Source organism: Bradyrhizobium sp. SSBR45G, assembly GCF_030159255.1.
Classification (GTDB): domain Bacteria; phylum Pseudomonadota; class Alphaproteobacteria; order Rhizobiales; family Xanthobacteraceae; genus Bradyrhizobium.
Genome location: NZ_BSCT01000008.1, coordinates 165,646 through 182,667, shown reverse-complemented (window position 1 = coordinate 182,667; position 17,022 = coordinate 165,646). Strand labels below are relative to the sequence as shown.

General features: G+C 67.5%; 14 protein-coding genes. 11 read left to right on the top strand and 3 right to left on the bottom strand.

Going from position 1 to position 17,022, the window contains the following annotated elements; translation table 11 throughout:
• Window positions 1–183 precede the first annotated feature (183 nt).
• Window positions 184–987 carry a HesA/MoeB/ThiF family protein gene (locus QQL87_RS13275; RefSeq protein ID WP_284418598.1) on the bottom strand — a complete coding sequence of 268 codons (804 nt, stop codon included), beginning with the start codon at window positions 985–987 and terminating at the stop codon, window positions 184–186.
• 142 nt (window positions 988–1,129) lie between these two features.
• On the opposite strand from QQL87_RS13275, the gene QQL87_RS13270 reads away from it, so the two are divergent.
• The 3 genes from QQL87_RS13270 to QQL87_RS13260 all read left to right on the top strand — a co-directional run bounded on the left by QQL87_RS13270 (window position 1,130) and on the right by QQL87_RS13260 (window position 4,557).
• Window positions 1,130–2,512: a peptidoglycan-binding protein gene (locus QQL87_RS13270; RefSeq protein ID WP_284418597.1), complete on the top strand. Its 1,383-nt coding sequence runs from the start codon at window positions 1,130–1,132 to the stop codon at window positions 2,510–2,512.
• Between the two features lie 27 nt (window positions 2,513–2,539).
• Window positions 2,540–3,328 carry a pentapeptide repeat-containing protein gene (locus QQL87_RS13265; protein WP_284418596.1) on the top strand — a complete coding sequence of 263 codons (789 nt, stop codon included), beginning with the start codon at window positions 2,540–2,542 and terminating at the stop codon, window positions 3,326–3,328.
• Between the two features lie 425 nt (window positions 3,329–3,753).
• On the top strand, window positions 3,754–4,557 hold the full coding sequence (locus QQL87_RS13260) for a nucleotide-binding protein (RefSeq protein WP_284418595.1): 804 nt from the start codon (window positions 3,754–3,756) through the stop codon (window positions 4,555–4,557).
• Between the two features lie 240 nt (window positions 4,558–4,797).
• Here the strand turns inward: QQL87_RS13260 and QQL87_RS13255 are convergent, their stop codons facing one another.
• Together QQL87_RS13255 and mutM are read right to left on the bottom strand one after the other, a co-directional pair.
• Window positions 4,798–5,280, bottom strand: a complete 483-nt coding sequence (locus tag QQL87_RS13255) for a Crp/Fnr family transcriptional regulator (RefSeq protein WP_284418594.1) — start codon at window positions 5,278–5,280, stop codon at window positions 4,798–4,800.
• An 80-nt stretch (window positions 5,281–5,360) separates the two neighbouring features.
• A complete protein-coding gene (gene mutM, locus QQL87_RS13250) occupies window positions 5,361–6,242 on the bottom strand; it encodes a bifunctional DNA-formamidopyrimidine glycosylase/DNA-(apurinic or apyrimidinic site) lyase (RefSeq protein WP_284418593.1) in 882 nt (293 codons plus the stop codon).
• Between the two features lie 105 nt (window positions 6,243–6,347).
• Between mutM and ubiE the strand changes: the two genes are divergently transcribed.
• The 8 genes from ubiE to QQL87_RS13210 all read left to right on the top strand — a co-directional run bounded on the left by ubiE (window position 6,348) and on the right by QQL87_RS13210 (window position 16,617).
• Window positions 6,348–7,109, top strand: coding sequence for a bifunctional demethylmenaquinone methyltransferase/2-methoxy-6-polyprenyl-1,4-benzoquinol methylase UbiE (gene ubiE, locus QQL87_RS13245; RefSeq protein WP_284418592.1), 762 nt, complete (start codon window positions 6,348–6,350; stop codon window positions 7,107–7,109).
• Entirely contained in the window at window positions 7,106–8,680 is a 1,575-nt protein-coding gene (ubiB, locus tag QQL87_RS13240; protein ID WP_284418591.1) for a 2-polyprenylphenol 6-hydroxylase, read from the top strand. The genes ubiE and ubiB overlap by 4 nt, the downstream gene beginning before the upstream one ends.
• A gap of 291 nt (window positions 8,681–8,971) precedes the next feature.
• Window positions 8,972–10,399, top strand: a complete 1,428-nt coding sequence (gene coaBC / locus QQL87_RS13235; RefSeq protein ID WP_284418590.1) for a bifunctional phosphopantothenoylcysteine decarboxylase/phosphopantothenate--cysteine ligase CoaBC — start codon at window positions 8,972–8,974, stop codon at window positions 10,397–10,399.
• The gene (gene dut / locus QQL87_RS13230) at window positions 10,396–10,854 is read left to right on the top strand and encodes a dUTP diphosphatase (protein WP_284418589.1); all 459 of its coding nucleotides are present in this window, start codon (window positions 10,396–10,398) and stop codon (window positions 10,852–10,854) included. The genes coaBC and dut overlap by 4 nt, the downstream gene beginning before the upstream one ends.
• A gap of 193 nt (window positions 10,855–11,047) precedes the next feature.
• The gene (locus tag QQL87_RS13225) at window positions 11,048–13,555 is read left to right on the top strand and encodes a sensor histidine kinase (RefSeq protein ID WP_284418588.1); all 2,508 of its coding nucleotides are present in this window, start codon (window positions 11,048–11,050) and stop codon (window positions 13,553–13,555) included.
• A complete protein-coding gene (tsaE, locus tag QQL87_RS13220) occupies window positions 13,552–15,081 on the top strand; it encodes a tRNA (adenosine(37)-N6)-threonylcarbamoyltransferase complex ATPase subunit type 1 TsaE (protein ID WP_284418587.1) in 1,530 nt (509 codons plus the stop codon). Before QQL87_RS13225 ends, tsaE begins: the two co-directional genes overlap by 4 nt.
• Before the next feature lie 343 nt (window positions 15,082–15,424).
• Window positions 15,425–15,730 carry a PilZ domain-containing protein gene (locus QQL87_RS13215; protein ID WP_284418586.1) on the top strand — a complete coding sequence of 102 codons (306 nt, stop codon included), beginning with the start codon at window positions 15,425–15,427 and terminating at the stop codon, window positions 15,728–15,730.
• Window positions 15,731–15,894: 164 nt separating this feature from the next.
• The gene (locus QQL87_RS13210) at window positions 15,895–16,617 is read left to right on the top strand and encodes a nucleotidyltransferase family protein (protein ID WP_284418585.1); all 723 of its coding nucleotides are present in this window, start codon (window positions 15,895–15,897) and stop codon (window positions 16,615–16,617) included.
• Window positions 16,618–17,022: the final 405 nt, after the last annotated feature.

Here is a 17,022-nt window from a genome sequence, read left to right as displayed (position 1 = left end):
GCGCGCCCTTTACCTCATCCCCGGTGTCGTCCCCGCGAACGCGGGGACCCATACCGCGTGATGTCTGAAATGGGCACGCGGCGCGTTCCGAGCACATCATTGAATGCACGGAGTATGGGTCCCGGATCGGCGCACGCCGACGCGTTGCGTCGTCGGGCTTGTCCGGGACGACAGCGGCGGGCGCTATTTCCGATGCGCGCTCAGATCCGCAATCACCAGCCCGTCGCCATTGAGCGGATTGGCCGGGTCGCGGCCATAGCGCAAGGTCTCGAAGCGCATAGTGCGCGCGTCCAGCATCAGGAGCCGGCCGACCAGGCCCTCGCCGAAGCCAACGATCTCGCGGATCGCCTCCAGCGCCATCATCGAGCCCAGCATGCCGGCCAGCGCGCCCATGACGCCGGCCTCGGCGCAGGCTGGCACGGTGCCGGGCGGCGGCGGCTCCGGGAACAGGCAGCGATAGGTCGGATTGAACTCGCCCTTCTCATTGCGCTCATGCGCACGGATCGTCGTCAGCGACGCATCGAAGGTGCCGAGTGCGCCCGTGATCAGCGGCCTCTCGGCCAGGAAGCAGGCATCGGAGGCGAGATAGCGGGTGTCGAAATTGTCGGAGCCGTCGAGCACGAGGTCATAGCCGCCGATCAGGTCGAGCGCGTTGTCGGCATTGAGCCAACCGCGATGCGCGACCACGGTGACATGCGGGTTCAGCGCGTTGATGCGTTCCGCCGCGCTGTCGACCTTGGGACGGCCGATGTCCGGCGTCGCGTGGATGATTTGGCGCTGCAGATTGGACAGCGACACCACGTCGTCATCGACCACGCCGATCGTGCCGACGCCGGCGGCGGCGAGATACATCAGCGCCGGCGCGCCGAGCCCGCCCGCGCCGATCACCAGCACCGAGGCGCGCTTGAGCGCCGCCTGACCGGGACCGCCGACGTCGCGCAGCACGATGTGGCGGGCATAGCGCTCCAATTCCTCGTCGCTCAGCATCGTCCCACAACGTCCTTCCACTGCCGCATTGCGTTCGGTTCGTCATGGAGACCCGGGATCTCCACACTGAACCCTCGCCGGATTGTGACCGACCAAGCAGATGTGCTTATTTATGTCAGCGGCAAGAGCATCGGGATTTGTCATGAGACGGCTGGTCACGGCAACCTTCATCTGCGCCACCGCGATCGCCGGGTGCTCCGCGGCTCAGGCGCAGACGGCGCCCGCACCATCAGCGCAAGGCCAGCTCCCCGGCGTCAAGCCCAAGCCCGTCGCCACCCAGGCCGTAAGGCCGGGCGTGCAGGCGCCGGCCGACACCGCCAATGCGATGGGACAGGCCGAGCGACTGGCACTGCAATCCGATCTCGCCTGGGTCGGCCAGTACAATGGCGCGATCACCGGCGACGTCAGCGAGCGCATGGTCAATGCGATCAAGGAGTACCAGACGCTCAAGGGCGGCAAGCCGACCGGCGTGCTCAATCCGCAGGAGCGCGCCGTGCTCGCCGACACCGCGCGCCGCAAGCAGGAGGGCGTCGGCTGGAAGCTCGTGACCGAGCCGACCAGCGGCGCACGCCTGGGCATTCCCACCAAGCTGGTGCCGCAGCAGACCACCGACGCCAATGGCTCGAAATGGACCTCGCCGACCGGCACAGTGCAGGTCGTGCTGTCACGGCGCAAGGAGGCCAGCCCGACCACCGCGGCGCTGGCCGACCGCGAGAAGAAGGAGCCCGGCCGCACCGTCGACTACAGCGTGGTGAAGCCCGACTTCTTCGTGCTGTCGGGCCTGCAGAACCTGAAGAAGTTCTACATCCGCGGCACCTTCAGGGGCGACGAGGTGCGCATCCTGACCATCCTCTACGACCAGGCCACCGAGAACACGGTCGAGCCGGTGGTGATCGCGATGTCGAGCGCCTTCACCGCCTTTCCGCCGGCGACCCTGGCAGCCCAGCCGGCGCCACGGCGTAATGTCGACTACGGCACCGGACTCGTCGCGACCCAGGACGGCGCCATCGTCGCCGACCGCGAGGTCACCGACGGCTGCGTGGCGATCACCATTCCCGGCCTCGGCCATGCCGAGCGCGTCGCCGAGGACAAGGAGCGCGGGCTGGCGCTGCTGCGCGTCTACGGCGCGCGCGGCCTGAAGCCGCTGGCGCTGTCCGGCGGCAATGCGAAATCATCCGTCGACATCGTCGGCATCGCCGATCCACAGAGCCAGGGCGGCGGCGCCGCGATCAGCACCGTCAAGGCGCAGCTCGCAGGCACCGGCCCAGGTGATGTATCGCTCGCGCCCGCACCGGGCCTCGGCTTCTCCGGCGCGGCCGCGCTGGATGCGGACGGCAAGTTCGCCGGCGTGACCCTGCTCAAGCCGGGCGTTCTCGCCGCCACCGCGCTCGTTCCATCGACGCAGGTCGTGATGGTCAGCGCCGATTCCGTGCGCGGCTTTCTCGGAGCGCAAGGCGTCAAGCCCGACGGCAGCTCGCTCGACGCCAAGGCCGCCACCGTGCGCGTGATCTGCGTGCGGAAATAGTCAGCACCGACCGCGCGCACCGCTCGGATGTCCGACCCCGACCATGACAGCCTCGTTCGTCGCTTGCGACAGACCGGCAGGCTCGCCAAGGCGGACCTCTCGGCGTTAAGCTTCGACGAGGACTGGCCGGACTCGCTTCATTTCGACGCCTGCAGCGCCGAGGCCAGCCGCTTCGTCGGCGGCGAGCTGCAGGCGTCCGCATGGACGACATGCCGCTTCGCGCGCTGCGAGTTCGCCAATGTCAGCTTCACGGGCGCCCGCTTCGAGGATTGCCGCTTCTTCGACGGCGACGGCACGCATGGCTGCACCTTCCGGTTCTGCGATCTGCGCGGCGCCAGCTTCCGCAATTGCGATCTCATGCTGTCGATGTTCAACGTCTGCGAGCTGTGGGACGTGACGTTCTCGAACTGCCGGATGTCCGGCGTGACCTTCGAGAAGCCTGCCTTCGCGTTCAATTCGGCGCGGCCGGCGAAGTCGAAGAAGCCGGTTCGGCTGGCGGGAACGTTCGAGCACTGCCGGATGGACAACGCGATCATCCGCGAGGCGAATCTGTCGTCGCTCCGATTGACCGACTGCGACCTGTCGGGTGCTGAGCTGCACGGCACGTCGCTGGTGAACGCCTCGCTGCGCGGGACGAACCTCAGCAACGCATCGCTGCGGCTCGCCGACCTCTCGGGAGCGGACCTGCGCGGCGCCGATCTCTCCGGGTTCGATCTGCAGGACGTTCAGAGCTTCGCCGGCATGCAGGTGTCCGCAAGCCAGCAGCACCATCTGCTGCGCAGTCTCGGTCTCGACGTCTTCCCCGACGAGACCTGAGGTTTGCGTGCGCGACATTGTGCGGCGCGCAACGCCTCTTTACTCAAAATTAAGCATGTCATTTTAGAAAAAATTAATGGCCCGACGGCGGCCGGCGGGGATCTCAAGTGCAGCATCGCGACTGCACGTGACGATGCCCGGCGATGCCGAGCGCCCTCGCGCGGCGCGGCCGCTTCACTTCCTAGCACCTTGCTATCAACTCGGAACGGCTCCCGCCGTAGTCAACCGGTCTGTCCAATCGCAGGCCGGGCGTGAGATAGTTCGAACAGTTTTTGTCGGCGTGCTGATTCGGACCACCGCGATCCTCTCATGTTGGATCGGGCCGGGACTGTCCTGAGCGAGAATAGCTCTGCATAGCGCAAGCGCGATGCACTCAGCTTTGGCGTTCTCATAAGTTCCGTCAACATCCGAAGGACTGTCTCCCGATGTACACGATCGTTTTGGCCACGCAGAAGGGCGGCAGCGGCAAGAGCACGCTGGCGATTGGTCTGGCCGTGGCTGCGCAGCAGGCCGGCCACAAGGTGCGCGTGATCGAAACCGACCGCCAGGGCACGCTCACCAAATGGCAGTCGCGCCGCGCAGCGGGCGAGCCGATTGTCGAAGCTGTTTACGATTCGAAGATGATCGAGCCGCGCCTCGACGCGCTGGCGCGTGACGGCGTGACCGTGTGCGTGATCGACACAGGGGCGGGCATCACCGCGTCCACCACGGCCGCGATCCGCTACTGCGACCTGTGCCTGATCCCGGCGCGTCCGAGCGTCGCCGACATCGAGGCGACCGCGCCGACGCTGAGCGTCGTGCGCGCCTGGCGCAAGCCTTTCGCCTTCGTGCTCAACCAGGCGCCGATTCGCGGTGGCCACCGCATCAACGATGCGACGACCGCGCTCGATGCCGATGCGCCGCGCGACATCGCCGAGGTGCTGGCGCAGCCTTTCATCATGATGCGCAACGACCACCAGGACGCGCTCGCCGCCGGCCTCGGCGTCAGCGAGTTCGACACGAGCGGCAAGTCGGCGCAGGAGATCCGCAGCCTGTGGCGCTGGACCGCCGGCAAGCTGGCCGGCGATCACGTCATGCACGAGGCGGGCGAGCTGAAGGAAGCAAGCGAGCACACCGAGGTCGAATTCCCGATCATCCTGACGCCGCAGCCCGAGGAGCCCAAGCTGCCGGTCGCTCGCGCCTACCCGACCTGGGCCGACAACGGCATCAACTGGAAGGCGGGATTGTAGTCGGATTTCGTTTTGAACCTGACGGCGCGGGCCGTGCGCTCGCTCTCCCCGTTCTTGAAGGGGAGAGGTGAAGAGCGGCCCAGCCACGAAACGCGAGCGCGCGTCGCGCCGCGCGCCTGATCGAGCCAGCCCCGGCCCAGAACGGACCGCTTCCTTTCGGTACACTGAGCACCAGAAGGTGGCACGTCCGTTCTGGGTTATTTTTTGCCGCTCACGGCAAGCAAGGCGGCGCCCGCACGCCTATTGCGCGTCCCTCGCCCGCATCTCCAGCGTCTTGATCCGCGCATCGGCGCGGCGCAACCGCCGGCACAGCTCGCGATTGATGTTCTGCATCACGATCACATAAGCGTGGATGTCCGCCTTGTAGAACGCATAGAGCTGCTGCGCCGTCAGCTCATACAGCAGGGTCGGACTCTCCGCGACGACCGTGGCCGACCTGTTCTGCATTTCGAGCAATGTCATCTCGCCGAAGAAATCGCCCGGCTGGAGAGTCGCCATGCGGATCGCAACGCCAGCCTCGAGGCGCTCGCTGACCTCGAGCGTGCCGCTGTGCACGACGAACATCGCGCGGCCCGCCTCGCCTTCGGCGACAACGATTCCGCCGCGGTCGAAGCTACGCTCGACGAGCATCGAGATCAGCAGATCGAGGCTCGCCTCCGACAGACCGCCAAAGAACGGCGTGGCAAGCAGGAATGCTTTCAGGTCAGGTGAGCTGACAGCCATGCGGCCAGTATACGCCTGCCCCCGGCAGCGACAAGCAGACCGGCGCAGCAGCCTGCCGTGTCAGCTCGACGATGGCTGGATCACCGCTGACACTTCGGGCACCAGAACGTCGACCGTCCATTCTGGACGAAGCGCTTCACCACGCCGCCGCAGCCGTCGGTCCGGCACGGCTCGCCTTCCCTGTCATAGACCTGGAACGAGTGCTGGAAATAGCCGAGCTCGCCCGTCGTCTGGCGGTGATCACGCAGTGATGAACCACCCGCCTTGATCGCCTCGTTGAGCACGGTGTGGATCGCCTCGACCAGGCGCCTCGCATGGTCCGTCGGCTCCGCCTTCTTGGTCGCCAGCGTCGCCGCCAGCCGCCGCGGCGACAGATGGGCGCGGAACAGCGCCTCGCAGACATAGATGTTGCCGAGTCCGGCGACGACGCGCTGGTCGAGCAGCGCCGCCTTCAGGCTGGTCTTCTTGCCCGCGCAGGCGCGCGCCAGCATCGCCGCATCGAATGCGTTGCCGAGCGGCTCCGGCCCGAGATCCTTCAGATGCGGCTCGGCGTCGATCTCGCCGCGGGCGATGATCTTCATGAAGCCGAAGCGGCGCGGATCGTTGAACACGATGTCGGCGCCGGACGACATGTGAAACACGACATGGTCGTGCACGCTGTCCTTGCCGCGCGGATAGTGAAACTCGCCCGGGGTCTCCTCGCCATGCTGCTTGATCACCCGGAACGAGCCGGACATGCCCAGATGCATCAGGAGCACGTCGCCGGAGCCGAGATCGGCCAGCAGATATTTGGCGCGGCGGCCGAGCCCGGTGACGGTCTGGCCCTGCAGGCGCTTCGCAAAATCGGGCTGAAACGGAAACCGCAAGTTCTCGCGCCGCGCCTCCGCGGTGACGATCCTGGCCCCTTCCATGACCGGCTGCAGCCCGCGCCGGACGGTCTCGACTTCGGGCAGCTCAGGCATGCCGGTTCATTTCACCTTTTGCGTCCACGACCATTCACCTTGTCCGGCTGACGTGATAGCGCCTTGGCCGCATCGGCGCTATGGTGCCGTATCGGAGTAAGGGTGATGGATCAGCCGGACCAAACCACTCATTTCGGCTTCAGGGATGTGCCTCTGGGCGAGAAGCAGACGCTGGTGAACGACGTGTTTCACAGCGTGGCACAGCGCTATGACGTGATGAACGACCTGATGTCAGCGGGACTGCACCGCGTCTGGAAGGACATCATGATCAACACGCTGAACCCGCCGAAGAGCGATGCCCCGTTCGCGCTGCTCGATGTCGCCGGCGGCACCGGCGACATTTCGTTCCGCGCCGCCAAGAAGGCCGGCGCGGGCTTCCACGCCACGGTCTGCGACATCAACAGCGACATGCTCGAGGTCGGCCGCCAGCGCGCCTACAAGCTCGGGCTCGACGACCGGGTCGATTTCGTCGAGGGCAATGCCGAGAAGCTGGCCTTCCCCGACCGCGCCTTCGACGCCTACACGATCGCGTTCGGCATCCGCAACGTGCCGCAGATCGATCTGGCGCTCGCCGAGGCCCACCGCGTGCTGAAGCATGGGGGCCGCTTCCTGTGCCTGGAATTCTCGACCGTCGAGGTGCCCGGGCTCGACAAACTGTACGACCTGTTCTCGTTCAACGTGATCCCGCAGCTCGGCCGCGCCGTCACCGGCGACGCCGAATCCTATCGCTATCTCGTCGAATCGATCCGCCAGTTTCCGCGGCCCAGCGTCTTCGCCGAGATGATCTCGGCGGCCGGCTTTGCCCGCACGTCCTGGCAGACGCTCTCGGGCGGCATCGTCGCGCTCCATTCCGGCTGGCGTTTGTGATCTCTGCACTGACCCATATTGCGCGGCTCGTCCGGGTCGCCTTCGTGTTCGCGCGCGAGGGCGTGTTCGGCGCCGTGGATCCGAGCCTGGCGCCGCCGCCCGGCCAGCTCGCGCTGAAGCTGGCGCGCCTGATCGAGCGGCCCGGAGCCAAATCCGGCCGGCGGCTGTCGCGCGCCCTGGAGCGCATGGGCCCGGCCTATCTCAAGCTCGGCCAGTTCCTGGCGACGCGACCCGACGTCGTCGGTCTCACCATGGCGCGCGACCTCGAATCGCTGCAGGACCGGCTGCCGCCGTTCCCGCAGGCCGAGGCCGAGGCTGTGATCGCGACCGCGCTGGAGCGGCCGATCAGCCAGGTGTTCGTCTCGCTCAGCGCCCCGGTCGCCGCCGCCTCGATCGCGCAGGTCCATCGCGGCGAGGTCGAGCGCGACGGCATCCGCCACGCCGTCGCGGTCAAGGTACTCCGGCCGAACGTCGCCGCGCGGTTTCGCCGCGACCTGTCAGACTTCTTCTTCGTGGCCGAGAACGCCGAGGCGCATTCGTCGGAGGCGCGCCGGCTGCGCCTCGTCGAGGTCATCAACACGATGTCGCGTTCGGTCGCGATGGAGATGGATCTCCGCCTGGAGGCCGCCGCGCTGTCGGAGATGGCGGAGAACACCCAGGACGATCCCGACTTCCGGGTGCCGACCGTCGACTGGGACCGCACCGCCAACACCGTGCTGACGATGGAGTGGATCGACGGCATCGCGCTCAACGACCATGCGCGGCTGGCGGCCGCCGATGTCGACCTGCCCGATCTCGGCCGCAAGGTGATCCAGAGCTTCCTGCGTCACGCGCTGCGCGACGGCTTCTTCCATGCCGACATGCATCCGGGCAACCTGTTCCTGGACAAGGAAGGGCGCCTGGTCGCGGTCGATTTCGGCATCATGGGCCGGCTCGGCATGAAGGAGCGGCGGTTCCTGGCGGAAATCCTGCTCGGCTTCATCACTCGCAACTATCGCCGCGTCGCGGAAGTGCATTTCGAGGCCGGCTACGTGCCGCCGCATCATTCGGTGGAAAATTTCGCGCAGGCCATCCGCGCCATCGGCGAGCCGATCCACAACCGCACGGCCGAAGAAATCTCGATGGCCAAGCTGCTGACCCTGCTGCTCGAGGTCACCGGCCTGTTCGACATGCGCACGCGGCCGGAGCTGATCCTGCTGCAGAAGACCATGGTGGTGGTCGAGGGCGTTGCCCGTGGCTTCGATCCCAAGCTCGACATCTGGAAGGTCGCCGATCCCGTGGTGCGCGAATGGATCGAGCGCAATCTCGGCCCGCTCGGCCGCATCGAAGGCGCCGTGTCCGGCGTCGGCGACCTGGTCCGGCTCAGCGCGACCCTGCCCGTGCTCGCCGCCCGCGCCGCTGCCGTGCTCGAGCACATGGAAACGATGACCCGCGACGGCCTGCGCCTGTCGCCCGAAACCATCGCCGCCATGGGCCGCACCGAAGGCAAAAAGAGCCGCTGGCGCGCCATCGCGCTGTGGGTCATCGCGCTGACCTTCATCGGCATTCTGTTCGCGGTGTTGAGGCTTTGACATTCGGATAGTCGCGGCCCCGTGGGAGCCGAGATCTCTCGCCACGTCATTCCGGGGCGCGCGAAAGCGCGAGCCCGGAATCCATAGCCACGACTGGTTATGGGTCGCGAGATGCCGATGGCGCTGATCTTCGCAAAACAACGGCCTGGGGTTATGGATTCCGGGCTCGCGCTACGCGCGCCCCGGAATGACGAGGGAGAGAGGCCGGACGTCGTCCAAATGACACCGCCATGATTGCACTGCCATCATTTTATGCTAGCATTGCACTCACACCAATGCTGGGAGGCGGTCATGGCGAGCCTGACCATCCGCAAGCTCGACGAGTCCCTCAAGACGTATCTGCGGCTGCGCTCGGCGCAGCATGGCCGCTCCGTCGAGGAGGAAGTCCGGGTCATCCTGCGGGCGCTGATCGAGCCGGTCGATCCGTCCGAGCCGCCCTCGCAGCCGGCTGAACCGATGCCTCTCCCGGAGATCACCCTGCCCCAGCCCGGTCAGGCGCGCGAAGCCCGGGTCACCCTGATCATCGGCGGCGGCATCGCGGCATACAAATCGCTCGACCTGATCCGCCGCCTGAAGGAACGCCACATCCGCGTCCGCTGCGTGCTGACCAAGGCGGCCACGCAGTTCGTGACCGAGCTCGCCGCATCGGCGCTGACCGGCGACCGTGTCTTCACCGACCTGTTCGATGCGCGCAGCGAGTTCGATGTCGGCCACATCCGGCTGGCGCGCGACTGCGACCTGATCGTGGTGGCGCCGGCCACCGCCGACCTGATGTCCAAGATGGCGCAGGGCGCCGCCGACGATCTCGCCAGCGCCGTGCTGCTTGCGGCGAGCAGGCCGATCCTGCTGGCGCCGGCGATGAACCCGATGATGTGGAGCAACCCCGCGACACGGCGCAACACGGCGACCCTGCAGCGCGACGGCATCCGGATGATCGGGCCGAATGCCGGCGAGATGGCCGAGAAGGGCGAGGCCGGGGTCGGCCGCATGGCCGAGCCGATCGAGATCGCCGAGGCCGTCGTCGCCATGCTGAAGCCGCCGACCCCGCGTCCCCTCGCCGGCCGCCGCGTGCTGATCACCGCCGGCCCGACGCACGAGCCGATCGACCCGGTGCGCTACATCGCCAACCGCTCCTCCGGCAAGCAAGGCTTTGCCATTGCCGCCGCCGCGCAGGCGGCCGGCGCCGACGTGCGGCTGATCGCGGGCCCCGTCGAGCTCACCGACCCCAAGGGCGTCGCCGTCACGCACGTCGAATCGGCGCGGCAGATGCTCGAGGCCGTCGAGGCCGAGCTGCCGGCCGACGTCGCGATCTTCGCCGCGGCGGTGGCCGACTGGCGCGTCGCCAATGAAGGCGGCCAGAAGCTGAAGAAGACCGACAAGTCGATCCCGCCGCTACAGCTGGTCGAGAACCCCGACATTCTCGCCACCATCTCCAAGCGGACGGAGAAACGCCCGGGCCTCGTGATCGGCTTCGCCGCCGAGACGGAACATCTGATCGACAACGCGAAAGCCAAGTTCGCCCGCAAGGGTTGCGACTGGATCGTCGCCAACGACGTCTCGCCCGCGACCGGCGTGATGGGCGGCGACCGCAACACCGTGCATCTCTTGACGAAGGACGCCCACGGCGTCCATGTCGCGTCGTGGCCGATCATGACCAAGGACGAGGTCGCGACCGCCTTGGTCGCCGAGATCGCCAGAACGATAGGACCGTCCGCGTGACACAGACGATTGCCATCGACGTTCAGATCCTGCCGCATGGCGAAAGCCTGCCGCTGCCGGCCTACCAGACCGCGCATGCGGCCGGCATGGATCTGCTCGCCGCGGTTCCTGCCGATGCGCCGCTGGTGCTGGCGGCCGGCAGCCACGCGATGGTGCCGACCGGACTCTCGATCGCCTTGCCCGACGGCTTCGAGGCCCAGGTGCGGCCACGCTCCGGCCTTGCCGCGCGTCACGGCGTCACCGTGCTGAACTCACCCGGCACCGTCGATGCGGACTACCGCGGCGAGGTCTGCGTGCTGCTGATCAATCACGGCACGGAGCCGTTCACCATCCGCCGCGGCGAGCGCATCGCGCAGATGGTGATCGCGTCCGTCGTCCGCGCCGAGCTCACATTCGCCACGACGTTGTCGACGACGGCGCGCGGCAGTGGCGGCTTCGGCTCGACGGGCCGTTGAAACACGGGGACTCGTCACAGTTCCGCCTCGCCTATGCCCATCGATGAACGCATTTTCCGTCCGTGCAACCACCGTTCACGGTCTGGACTCTTACAGCTGGAGTCCCGAAGCGGCTATTGTTGATTGATTCGTGAAACGGCGCGGTCGACGCGATATCGGCGCCGCGCGGAACTTCGTGCGGTTTGGGGCAAATATGTCGGGCGTGATCGTGGTGATGCGTCAGACGCTGCTGTCGTGCACGTCACTCGCGCGAAGGGGCCTGATGGGTCTCGCTGCGACTGCGCTTGCGCCGGCAACATCAGGCTTCGCAGGCGATGGCGCGCCGGCGGATGCGATCTCGACCTTGTTCGAGCTGAGCCGTCAGGACGTCGCCGAGGTCACGGCGATGCTGGCCCTGCTCGGCTTCTCCGTGGTCGCGGCGGTCGCGCTGGTGCGCACGCGTCTGGCCGCCGCGCGCAAGGAGGCGCGGCTGCGCGCCGATGTCGCCGAACTGCAATTGCAGGCCGACCGCTACCGCGCGCTGCTGTTCGCCGAGCCGCAGATCCTGATTGCCTGGCCAGCCGGCGGCCACCGCCCGCAGATCTCCGGCGACACGTCGCTGCTGGTGCCGCAGGAACAGCCGCAGCGCATCCTCGCCTTCGGCACCTGGCTGCCGCCGGAGCCGGCGCTGCAGCTCGACCACGCGGTCGAGGCGCTGCGCGAGGCCGGCGAAGGCTTCCTGCTGCATCTCACCACGTCGCACGGCCATGCGCTCGAAGCGATGGGCCGCGCCATCGGCGGCCAGGCCATCGTGCGCATCCGTGAACTGTCCGGGCTGCGCCGCGAGCTCGCCGAGACGCAGCACCGGCTCAAATCACTCGGCGAGGAAACGGACTCGCTGCGCGCGCTCGCTGCGGCCCTGCCCTGGCCGATCTGGGCCCGGCAGGCCAATGGCGCGCTGACCTACGTCAATGCCGCCTATGCCCGTGCCGCCGATGCCCGCGACGTGCCCGACGCGATCAGCCGCAATCTCGAGCTGCTCGACTCCGCCGACCGCACCGACCTGCAGCGCGCGCTCGGCGCCGGCGGCCGGTTCGAGGGCCGGCTGCCGATCGTGACCGGCGGCGAGCGCCGCATCCATGACGTGCGTGCCTTCACGCTCGGCAACGGCAGCGCCGGCGTCGCCGTCGATGCCAGCGAGGCCGTGGCGCTCAGCGACGCCCTGGTGCGCATGCACGAGGCGCATCGCCGCACGCTCGACCAGCTGTCGTCCGGCGTCGCCGTGTTCGACGGCCAGCGCCGGCTCACCTTCTACAACGATTCCTATCGCCGGCTCTGGGATCTGGACACCGCGTTCCTCGACAGCCAGCCGGACGATTCCTCCGTGCTCGACCGTCTGCGCGCCGCGCGCAAGCTGCCCGAGCAGTCCGACTTCCGCGCCTGGAAGGTCAAGCTGCACGAGGCCTATCGCGCGGTCGAGGCCGCCAAGGACACCTGGTTCCTGCCCGACGGCCGCGCCCTGTCGGTGGTCACCACGCCCAATCCCGAAGGCGGCGTCACCTATCTGTTCGACGACGTCACCGAGAGCTTCGCCCTCGCCCGCCGCTATGACGGCCTGATCCGGGTCCAGCGCGAGACGCTCGACAGCCTCGCCGAAGGCGTCGCCGTGTTCGGCAGCAATGGCCGCGTCGAGCTGTTCAATCCGGCCTTCGCACGGATGTGGCGGCTCACGCCGGAATCGCTGCGCGAGCATCCGCATATCGACACCGTCGAATCCTGGTGCCGTCCGCTGTACGACGACGCCGTGGCCTGGCGCACCGTCCGCGAGGCCATCACCTCGATCGAGAACCGGCTCGACATCGCGCTGAAGCTGGAGCGCAAGGACGGCAGCGTGCTCGACTGCATGAGCCGTCCGCTGCCCGACGGCGCGACGATGCTGACGTTCCAGGACATCACCGACACCGAGAATGTCGAGCGCGCCTTGCGCGAGAGCAACGAGGCGCTCGAAGCCGCCGGGCAGATGAAGATCGACTTCGTCCACCACGTCTCCTACGAGCTGCGCGCGCCGCTGACGACCATCATCGGCTTCGCGCATTTCCTGTCGGACCCGTCGACCGGGCCGCTGACGCCGAAACAGGCCGAATATCTCGACTACGTCACCAAATCGACCAACGCGCTGCTCGCCCTGACCAACAACATTCTCGACCTCGCCACCATCGATGCCGGCGCCATGAAGCTCGAGCTCGGGCCGGTCGACGCCGCCAAGGCGATCGAGGCCGCCGCCGAGGGCGTGCAGGACCGGCTCGCCACCGACCGCATCCGCCTCGAGGTCGCGGTCGACGCCAATGTCGGCAGCTTCGTCGGCGACGAGCGCCGCGTCGTGCAGGTGCTGTACAATCTGCTTGCCAATGCCGTCGGCTTCTCGCCGCCGGATTCCAGCGTCATGGTCAGCGCCCGCCGGACCGATCACAGCGTCGCCTTCGCGGTCACCGATTCCGGACCAGGCATTCCGCCCGAGGTGAAGGACAAGGTGTTCGAATGGTTCGAGAGCCATTCGCAGGGCTCGCGCCATCGCGGCGCCGGGCTCGGCCTGTCGCTGGTGCGCTCCTTCGTCGAGCTGCATGGCGGCAAGGTGCGGATGGACTCGGTGGTCGGCAAGGGCACCACGGTCACCTGTGACTTCCCGACCGACCACATCGCGCAACGCAACGCCGCGGAATGACGGACCAGCTGACATTCACCGTTGCGCTCGCGGACGAAGCCGCCACCGCCGCTCTCATGGCCGACCTCGCGCTGCTGATCGGCCCCGGCGCACTGATCACGCTCACCGGCGATCTCGGCGCCGGCAAGACGGCGGCGGCGCGGGCGATGATCCGCTATCTCGCCGATGATTCCGAGCTCGAAGTACCGAGCCCGACCTTCACCCTGGCGCAGAGCTACGACCTGCCGAGCTTCCCCCTCGTGCATGCCGATCTCTACCGCATCAGCGACGCCTCCGAGCTCGAGGAGATCGGCCTGTCGCCGCTCCCGGACGCCACCGTGGTGCTGATCGAATGGCCCGAGCGCGCCGGCGGCGCCCTGCCTTCCGACCGCATCGACATCGCGCTGCGCCACGATGCCTCGCAGGGCGACAGCGCGCGCAGCGCCGAGATCACCGGCACCGGCAAGGCCTCCACCATTGTCGCGCGGCTGAAAGCCTTGCGCGAATTCCTCGCCGAGGCCGGCCACGCCAGATCGCGCCGCGAGCGCATGGCCGGCGATGCCTCGACCCGCTCCTACGCGCGGCTTCACAAGGGCGAGCGCGTCTCCATCCTGATGAACTCGCCGAAGCGCCCCGATGGTCCGGCGATCTACGATGGCAAGTCCTATAGCGGCGCCGTGCATCTCGCCGAGGACGTCCGCCCCTTCGTCGCGATGGCCGGGGCCCTGCGCGCGCGCGGCATCTCCGCGCCGAAGATCAACGACGCCGATCTCGACAACGGCTTTCTCGTCACCGAGGATCTCGGGCGCGAAGGCGTGATCGAAGGCGACCCGCCGCGCCCGATCGTCGATCGTTACGAGGCCGCGACGGATCTCCTGGCCGCGCTGCACGCCCAGGACGTGCCGTCGGTGCTGCCGCTGGCGCCGCAGGTCACCTACAAGGTCCCCACGTTCGACGTCGATGCCATGCTGGTCGAGATCGGACTGATGCTCGAATGGTACCTGCCCGACCGCGACGCCGAACCATCGCAAGTCCTGCGCGCCGAATTCCTGGAGCTGTGGCGCGACCTGCTGGACGGGCCGCTGGCGGCGAAGCCCACCTGGGTGATCCGCGACTATCACTCGCCGAACCTGCTCTGGCTGCCGGCGCGCGCAGGCATCGCCCGTGTCGGCGTGATCGACTTCCAGGACGCCGTGATGGGCCCGCCCGCCTACGACGTCGTCTCGCTGGCGCAGGACGCGCGCATTGACGTGCCCGCCGACATCGAGCAGGCCCTGCTCGCCCGCTACATCGCCGCGCGCCAGGCAGCGTCCGCAAACTTCGACGCCGACGAATTCGGCGCGCACTACGCCATCATGTCGGCCCAGCGCAACACCCGCCTGCTCGGCACCTTCGCCCGCCTCAACCGCCGCGACGGCAAGCCGCACTACCTCAAACACCAGCCGCGCATCTGGGACTATCTGCACCGGTCGCTGGCGCACACGGCGCTCGACCCGATCCGCGACTGGTACGCCGCGAATGTGCCGCCGCCGGCGGGCATGGCGTAAAGACGCTCTCACCGCAACGGCGGTGCGCTCCCCTCCCCCTTGCGGGGAGGGGTCGGGGGTGGGGGTCCCCGGGCGATACTTTCAGTGATGAGCGAACGCCTTACTATCAGCCGCAATCCATGACAGCTGCCCGCTGGCAGACCGAGTAACCCAACGACAGTCCGCGTGCGCGGACCCCCACCCCCAACCCCTCCCCGCAAGAGGGGGAGGGGAGCCGACCGCCGCCGTGGAGAGAGTCTACACCATTGCTCTTCCCCCGTAGCTTTACCGGTTCTTAGCCATCCCCCTTTACCTTGCCCCTCGCGGCGCCCCTGCGCGTCCGCATGCGTGAGCGGAGGTTGTGATGGCAGAGCGGATGAAGGGCGAGCGCGTCGTCTTCGAGCGCGGCATCCCGGCTTTCATGATGGGCATCGACGGCACCTGGCGGCGCAACTGCACCATCGAGGACGTGTCGGAGACCGGTGCCAAGCTGACGATCGATGGCTCGGTCGAGGGACTGCATCTGAAGGAATTCTTCCTGCTGCTGTCGTCGACCGGTCTCGCCTATCGGCGTTGCGAGCTCGCCTGGGTCAATGGCGACCAGATCGGCGTGACCTTCCTGAAGACCGGTAAGAGAAAGAACAACAAGCGCGCCCCCGCCGAGGCCTGACCGGCGCAAGCGCACGCTGGCCCCCCTGCGGCATCTTGCGTCGCGACAGCGCCGCCGCCGTCGCATATTCGTCATCGGGCCGGGCTATCGCAGCCGATCGAGACGTTGCACTTTTTCACGTGCTATGATTCGCTCGCGCCACTTCTGATCGAGATTGTCCGAAAATGCCCGTCAAGCCGCACAAAGCCATGGTCCTCGCCGCCGGTCTCGGATTGCGCATGCGCCCTCTGACCGAGACGATGCCGAAGCCGCTGGTGCGCGTCGCCGGACGTCCCCTGCTCGACCACGTGCTCGACCGCCTGGCCGACGCCGGCGTCGCCGAGGCCGTCGTCAACGTGCACTATCTGCCGGACCAGATCATCGAACACACGGCCACACGCTCCACTCCCCGCGTGATCATCTCCGACGAGCGCGACGAGGTGCTCGGCACCGGCGGCGGCGTCGTCAAGGCGCTGCCGCTGCTCGGCCACGAGCCGTTCTTCCACGTCAATTCCGACACGATGTGGATCGAAGGCGTGCGCCAGAACCTGTCACGGCTCGCCGACGCGTTCGATCCGGAGCGCATGGACATCATGCTGCTGATGGCCCCGACCGCGACCTCGATCGGCTACTCCGGCCTCGGCGACTACGCCATGCTCGCCGACGGCACCTTGCGCAAGCGCAGGGAGCACCAGGTCGTCCCGTTCGTCTATGCCGGCGCTGCGATCATCTCGCCCGCGATCTTCGACGGCGCCCCGAAGGGCGAGTTCTCGCTGACGAAGATGTTCGACAAGGCAGGCGAGCAGGACCGCCTGTTCGGCCTCCGCCTCGAAGGCGTCTGGATGCATGTCGGCACGCCGGACGCCGTGAGCGAGGCGGAAGAGGCACTGATGGAGAGCGCGGCATAGAGGACTGCCCGTCGGGCGACTCACCTGCTGCCGCTGCGCGATTTGCGCTCGCATCTCTGAACCAACGTAGCGGAACCGCTCGAAATCCGCTGCGCCGAAAAACTGATTTTGTGCGGACGTTCAATCCGTTCGCTCACGTTGCATGCGTCGCGCGCAAATTCCTATTGCGCCTTTTCAGAAATTCATGTTCTCTCATGCCATCCCGCCTCGCTGCGAGGGGCGTTTCGCGATCGTCACGAACGTGGAGTGTGGGATGCGATGGCCTGTCAGGACCGCAGCGTGCTCATAGCGCGCCGACGAACGGTTCGGGCAGGACGGCGAAATCGTAAGGTCCCGGCATCCCGACGCTGATGCCAAGCCGTGCGGCGGATGAACCGCGCGGCGACGGTGGCTACAAGCCGGCAC

What these genes read in the sequence shown, in the direction of transcription:
- QQL87_RS13270 (WP_284418597.1), top strand. Translation starts at nt 1,130, where the DNA reads ATGAGACGGCTGGTCACGGCAACCTTCATCTGCGCCACCGCGATCGCC.
- QQL87_RS13210 (WP_284418585.1), top strand. Translation starts at nt 15,895, where the DNA reads ATGCCCGTCAAGCCGCACAAAGCCATGGTCCTCGCCGCCGGTCTCGGA.
- QQL87_RS13225 (WP_284418588.1), top strand. Translation starts at nt 11,048, where the DNA reads ATGTCGGGCGTGATCGTGGTGATGCGTCAGACGCTGCTGTCGTGCACG.
- QQL87_RS13215 (WP_284418586.1), top strand. Translation starts at nt 15,425, where the DNA reads ATGGCAGAGCGGATGAAGGGCGAGCGCGTCGTCTTCGAGCGCGGCATC.
- QQL87_RS13265 (WP_284418596.1), top strand. Translation starts at nt 2,540, where the DNA reads ATGTCCGACCCCGACCATGACAGCCTCGTTCGTCGCTTGCGACAGACC.
- tsaE (WP_284418587.1), top strand. Translation starts at nt 13,552, where the DNA reads ATGACGGACCAGCTGACATTCACCGTTGCGCTCGCGGACGAAGCCGCC.
- coaBC (WP_284418590.1), top strand. Translation starts at nt 8,972, where the DNA reads ATGGCGAGCCTGACCATCCGCAAGCTCGACGAGTCCCTCAAGACGTAT.
- QQL87_RS13255 (WP_284418594.1), bottom strand. Translation starts at nt 5,280, where the DNA reads ATGGCTGTCAGCTCACCTGACCTGAAAGCATTCCTGCTTGCCACGCCG.
- QQL87_RS13260 (WP_284418595.1), top strand. Translation starts at nt 3,754, where the DNA reads ATGTACACGATCGTTTTGGCCACGCAGAAGGGCGGCAGCGGCAAGAGC.
- QQL87_RS13275 (WP_284418598.1), bottom strand. Translation starts at nt 987, where the DNA reads ATGCTGAGCGACGAGGAATTGGAGCGCTATGCCCGCCACATCGTGCTG.
- ubiE (WP_284418592.1), top strand. Translation starts at nt 6,348, where the DNA reads ATGGATCAGCCGGACCAAACCACTCATTTCGGCTTCAGGGATGTGCCT.
- mutM (WP_284418593.1), bottom strand. Translation starts at nt 6,242, where the DNA reads ATGCCTGAGCTGCCCGAAGTCGAGACCGTCCGGCGCGGGCTGCAGCCG.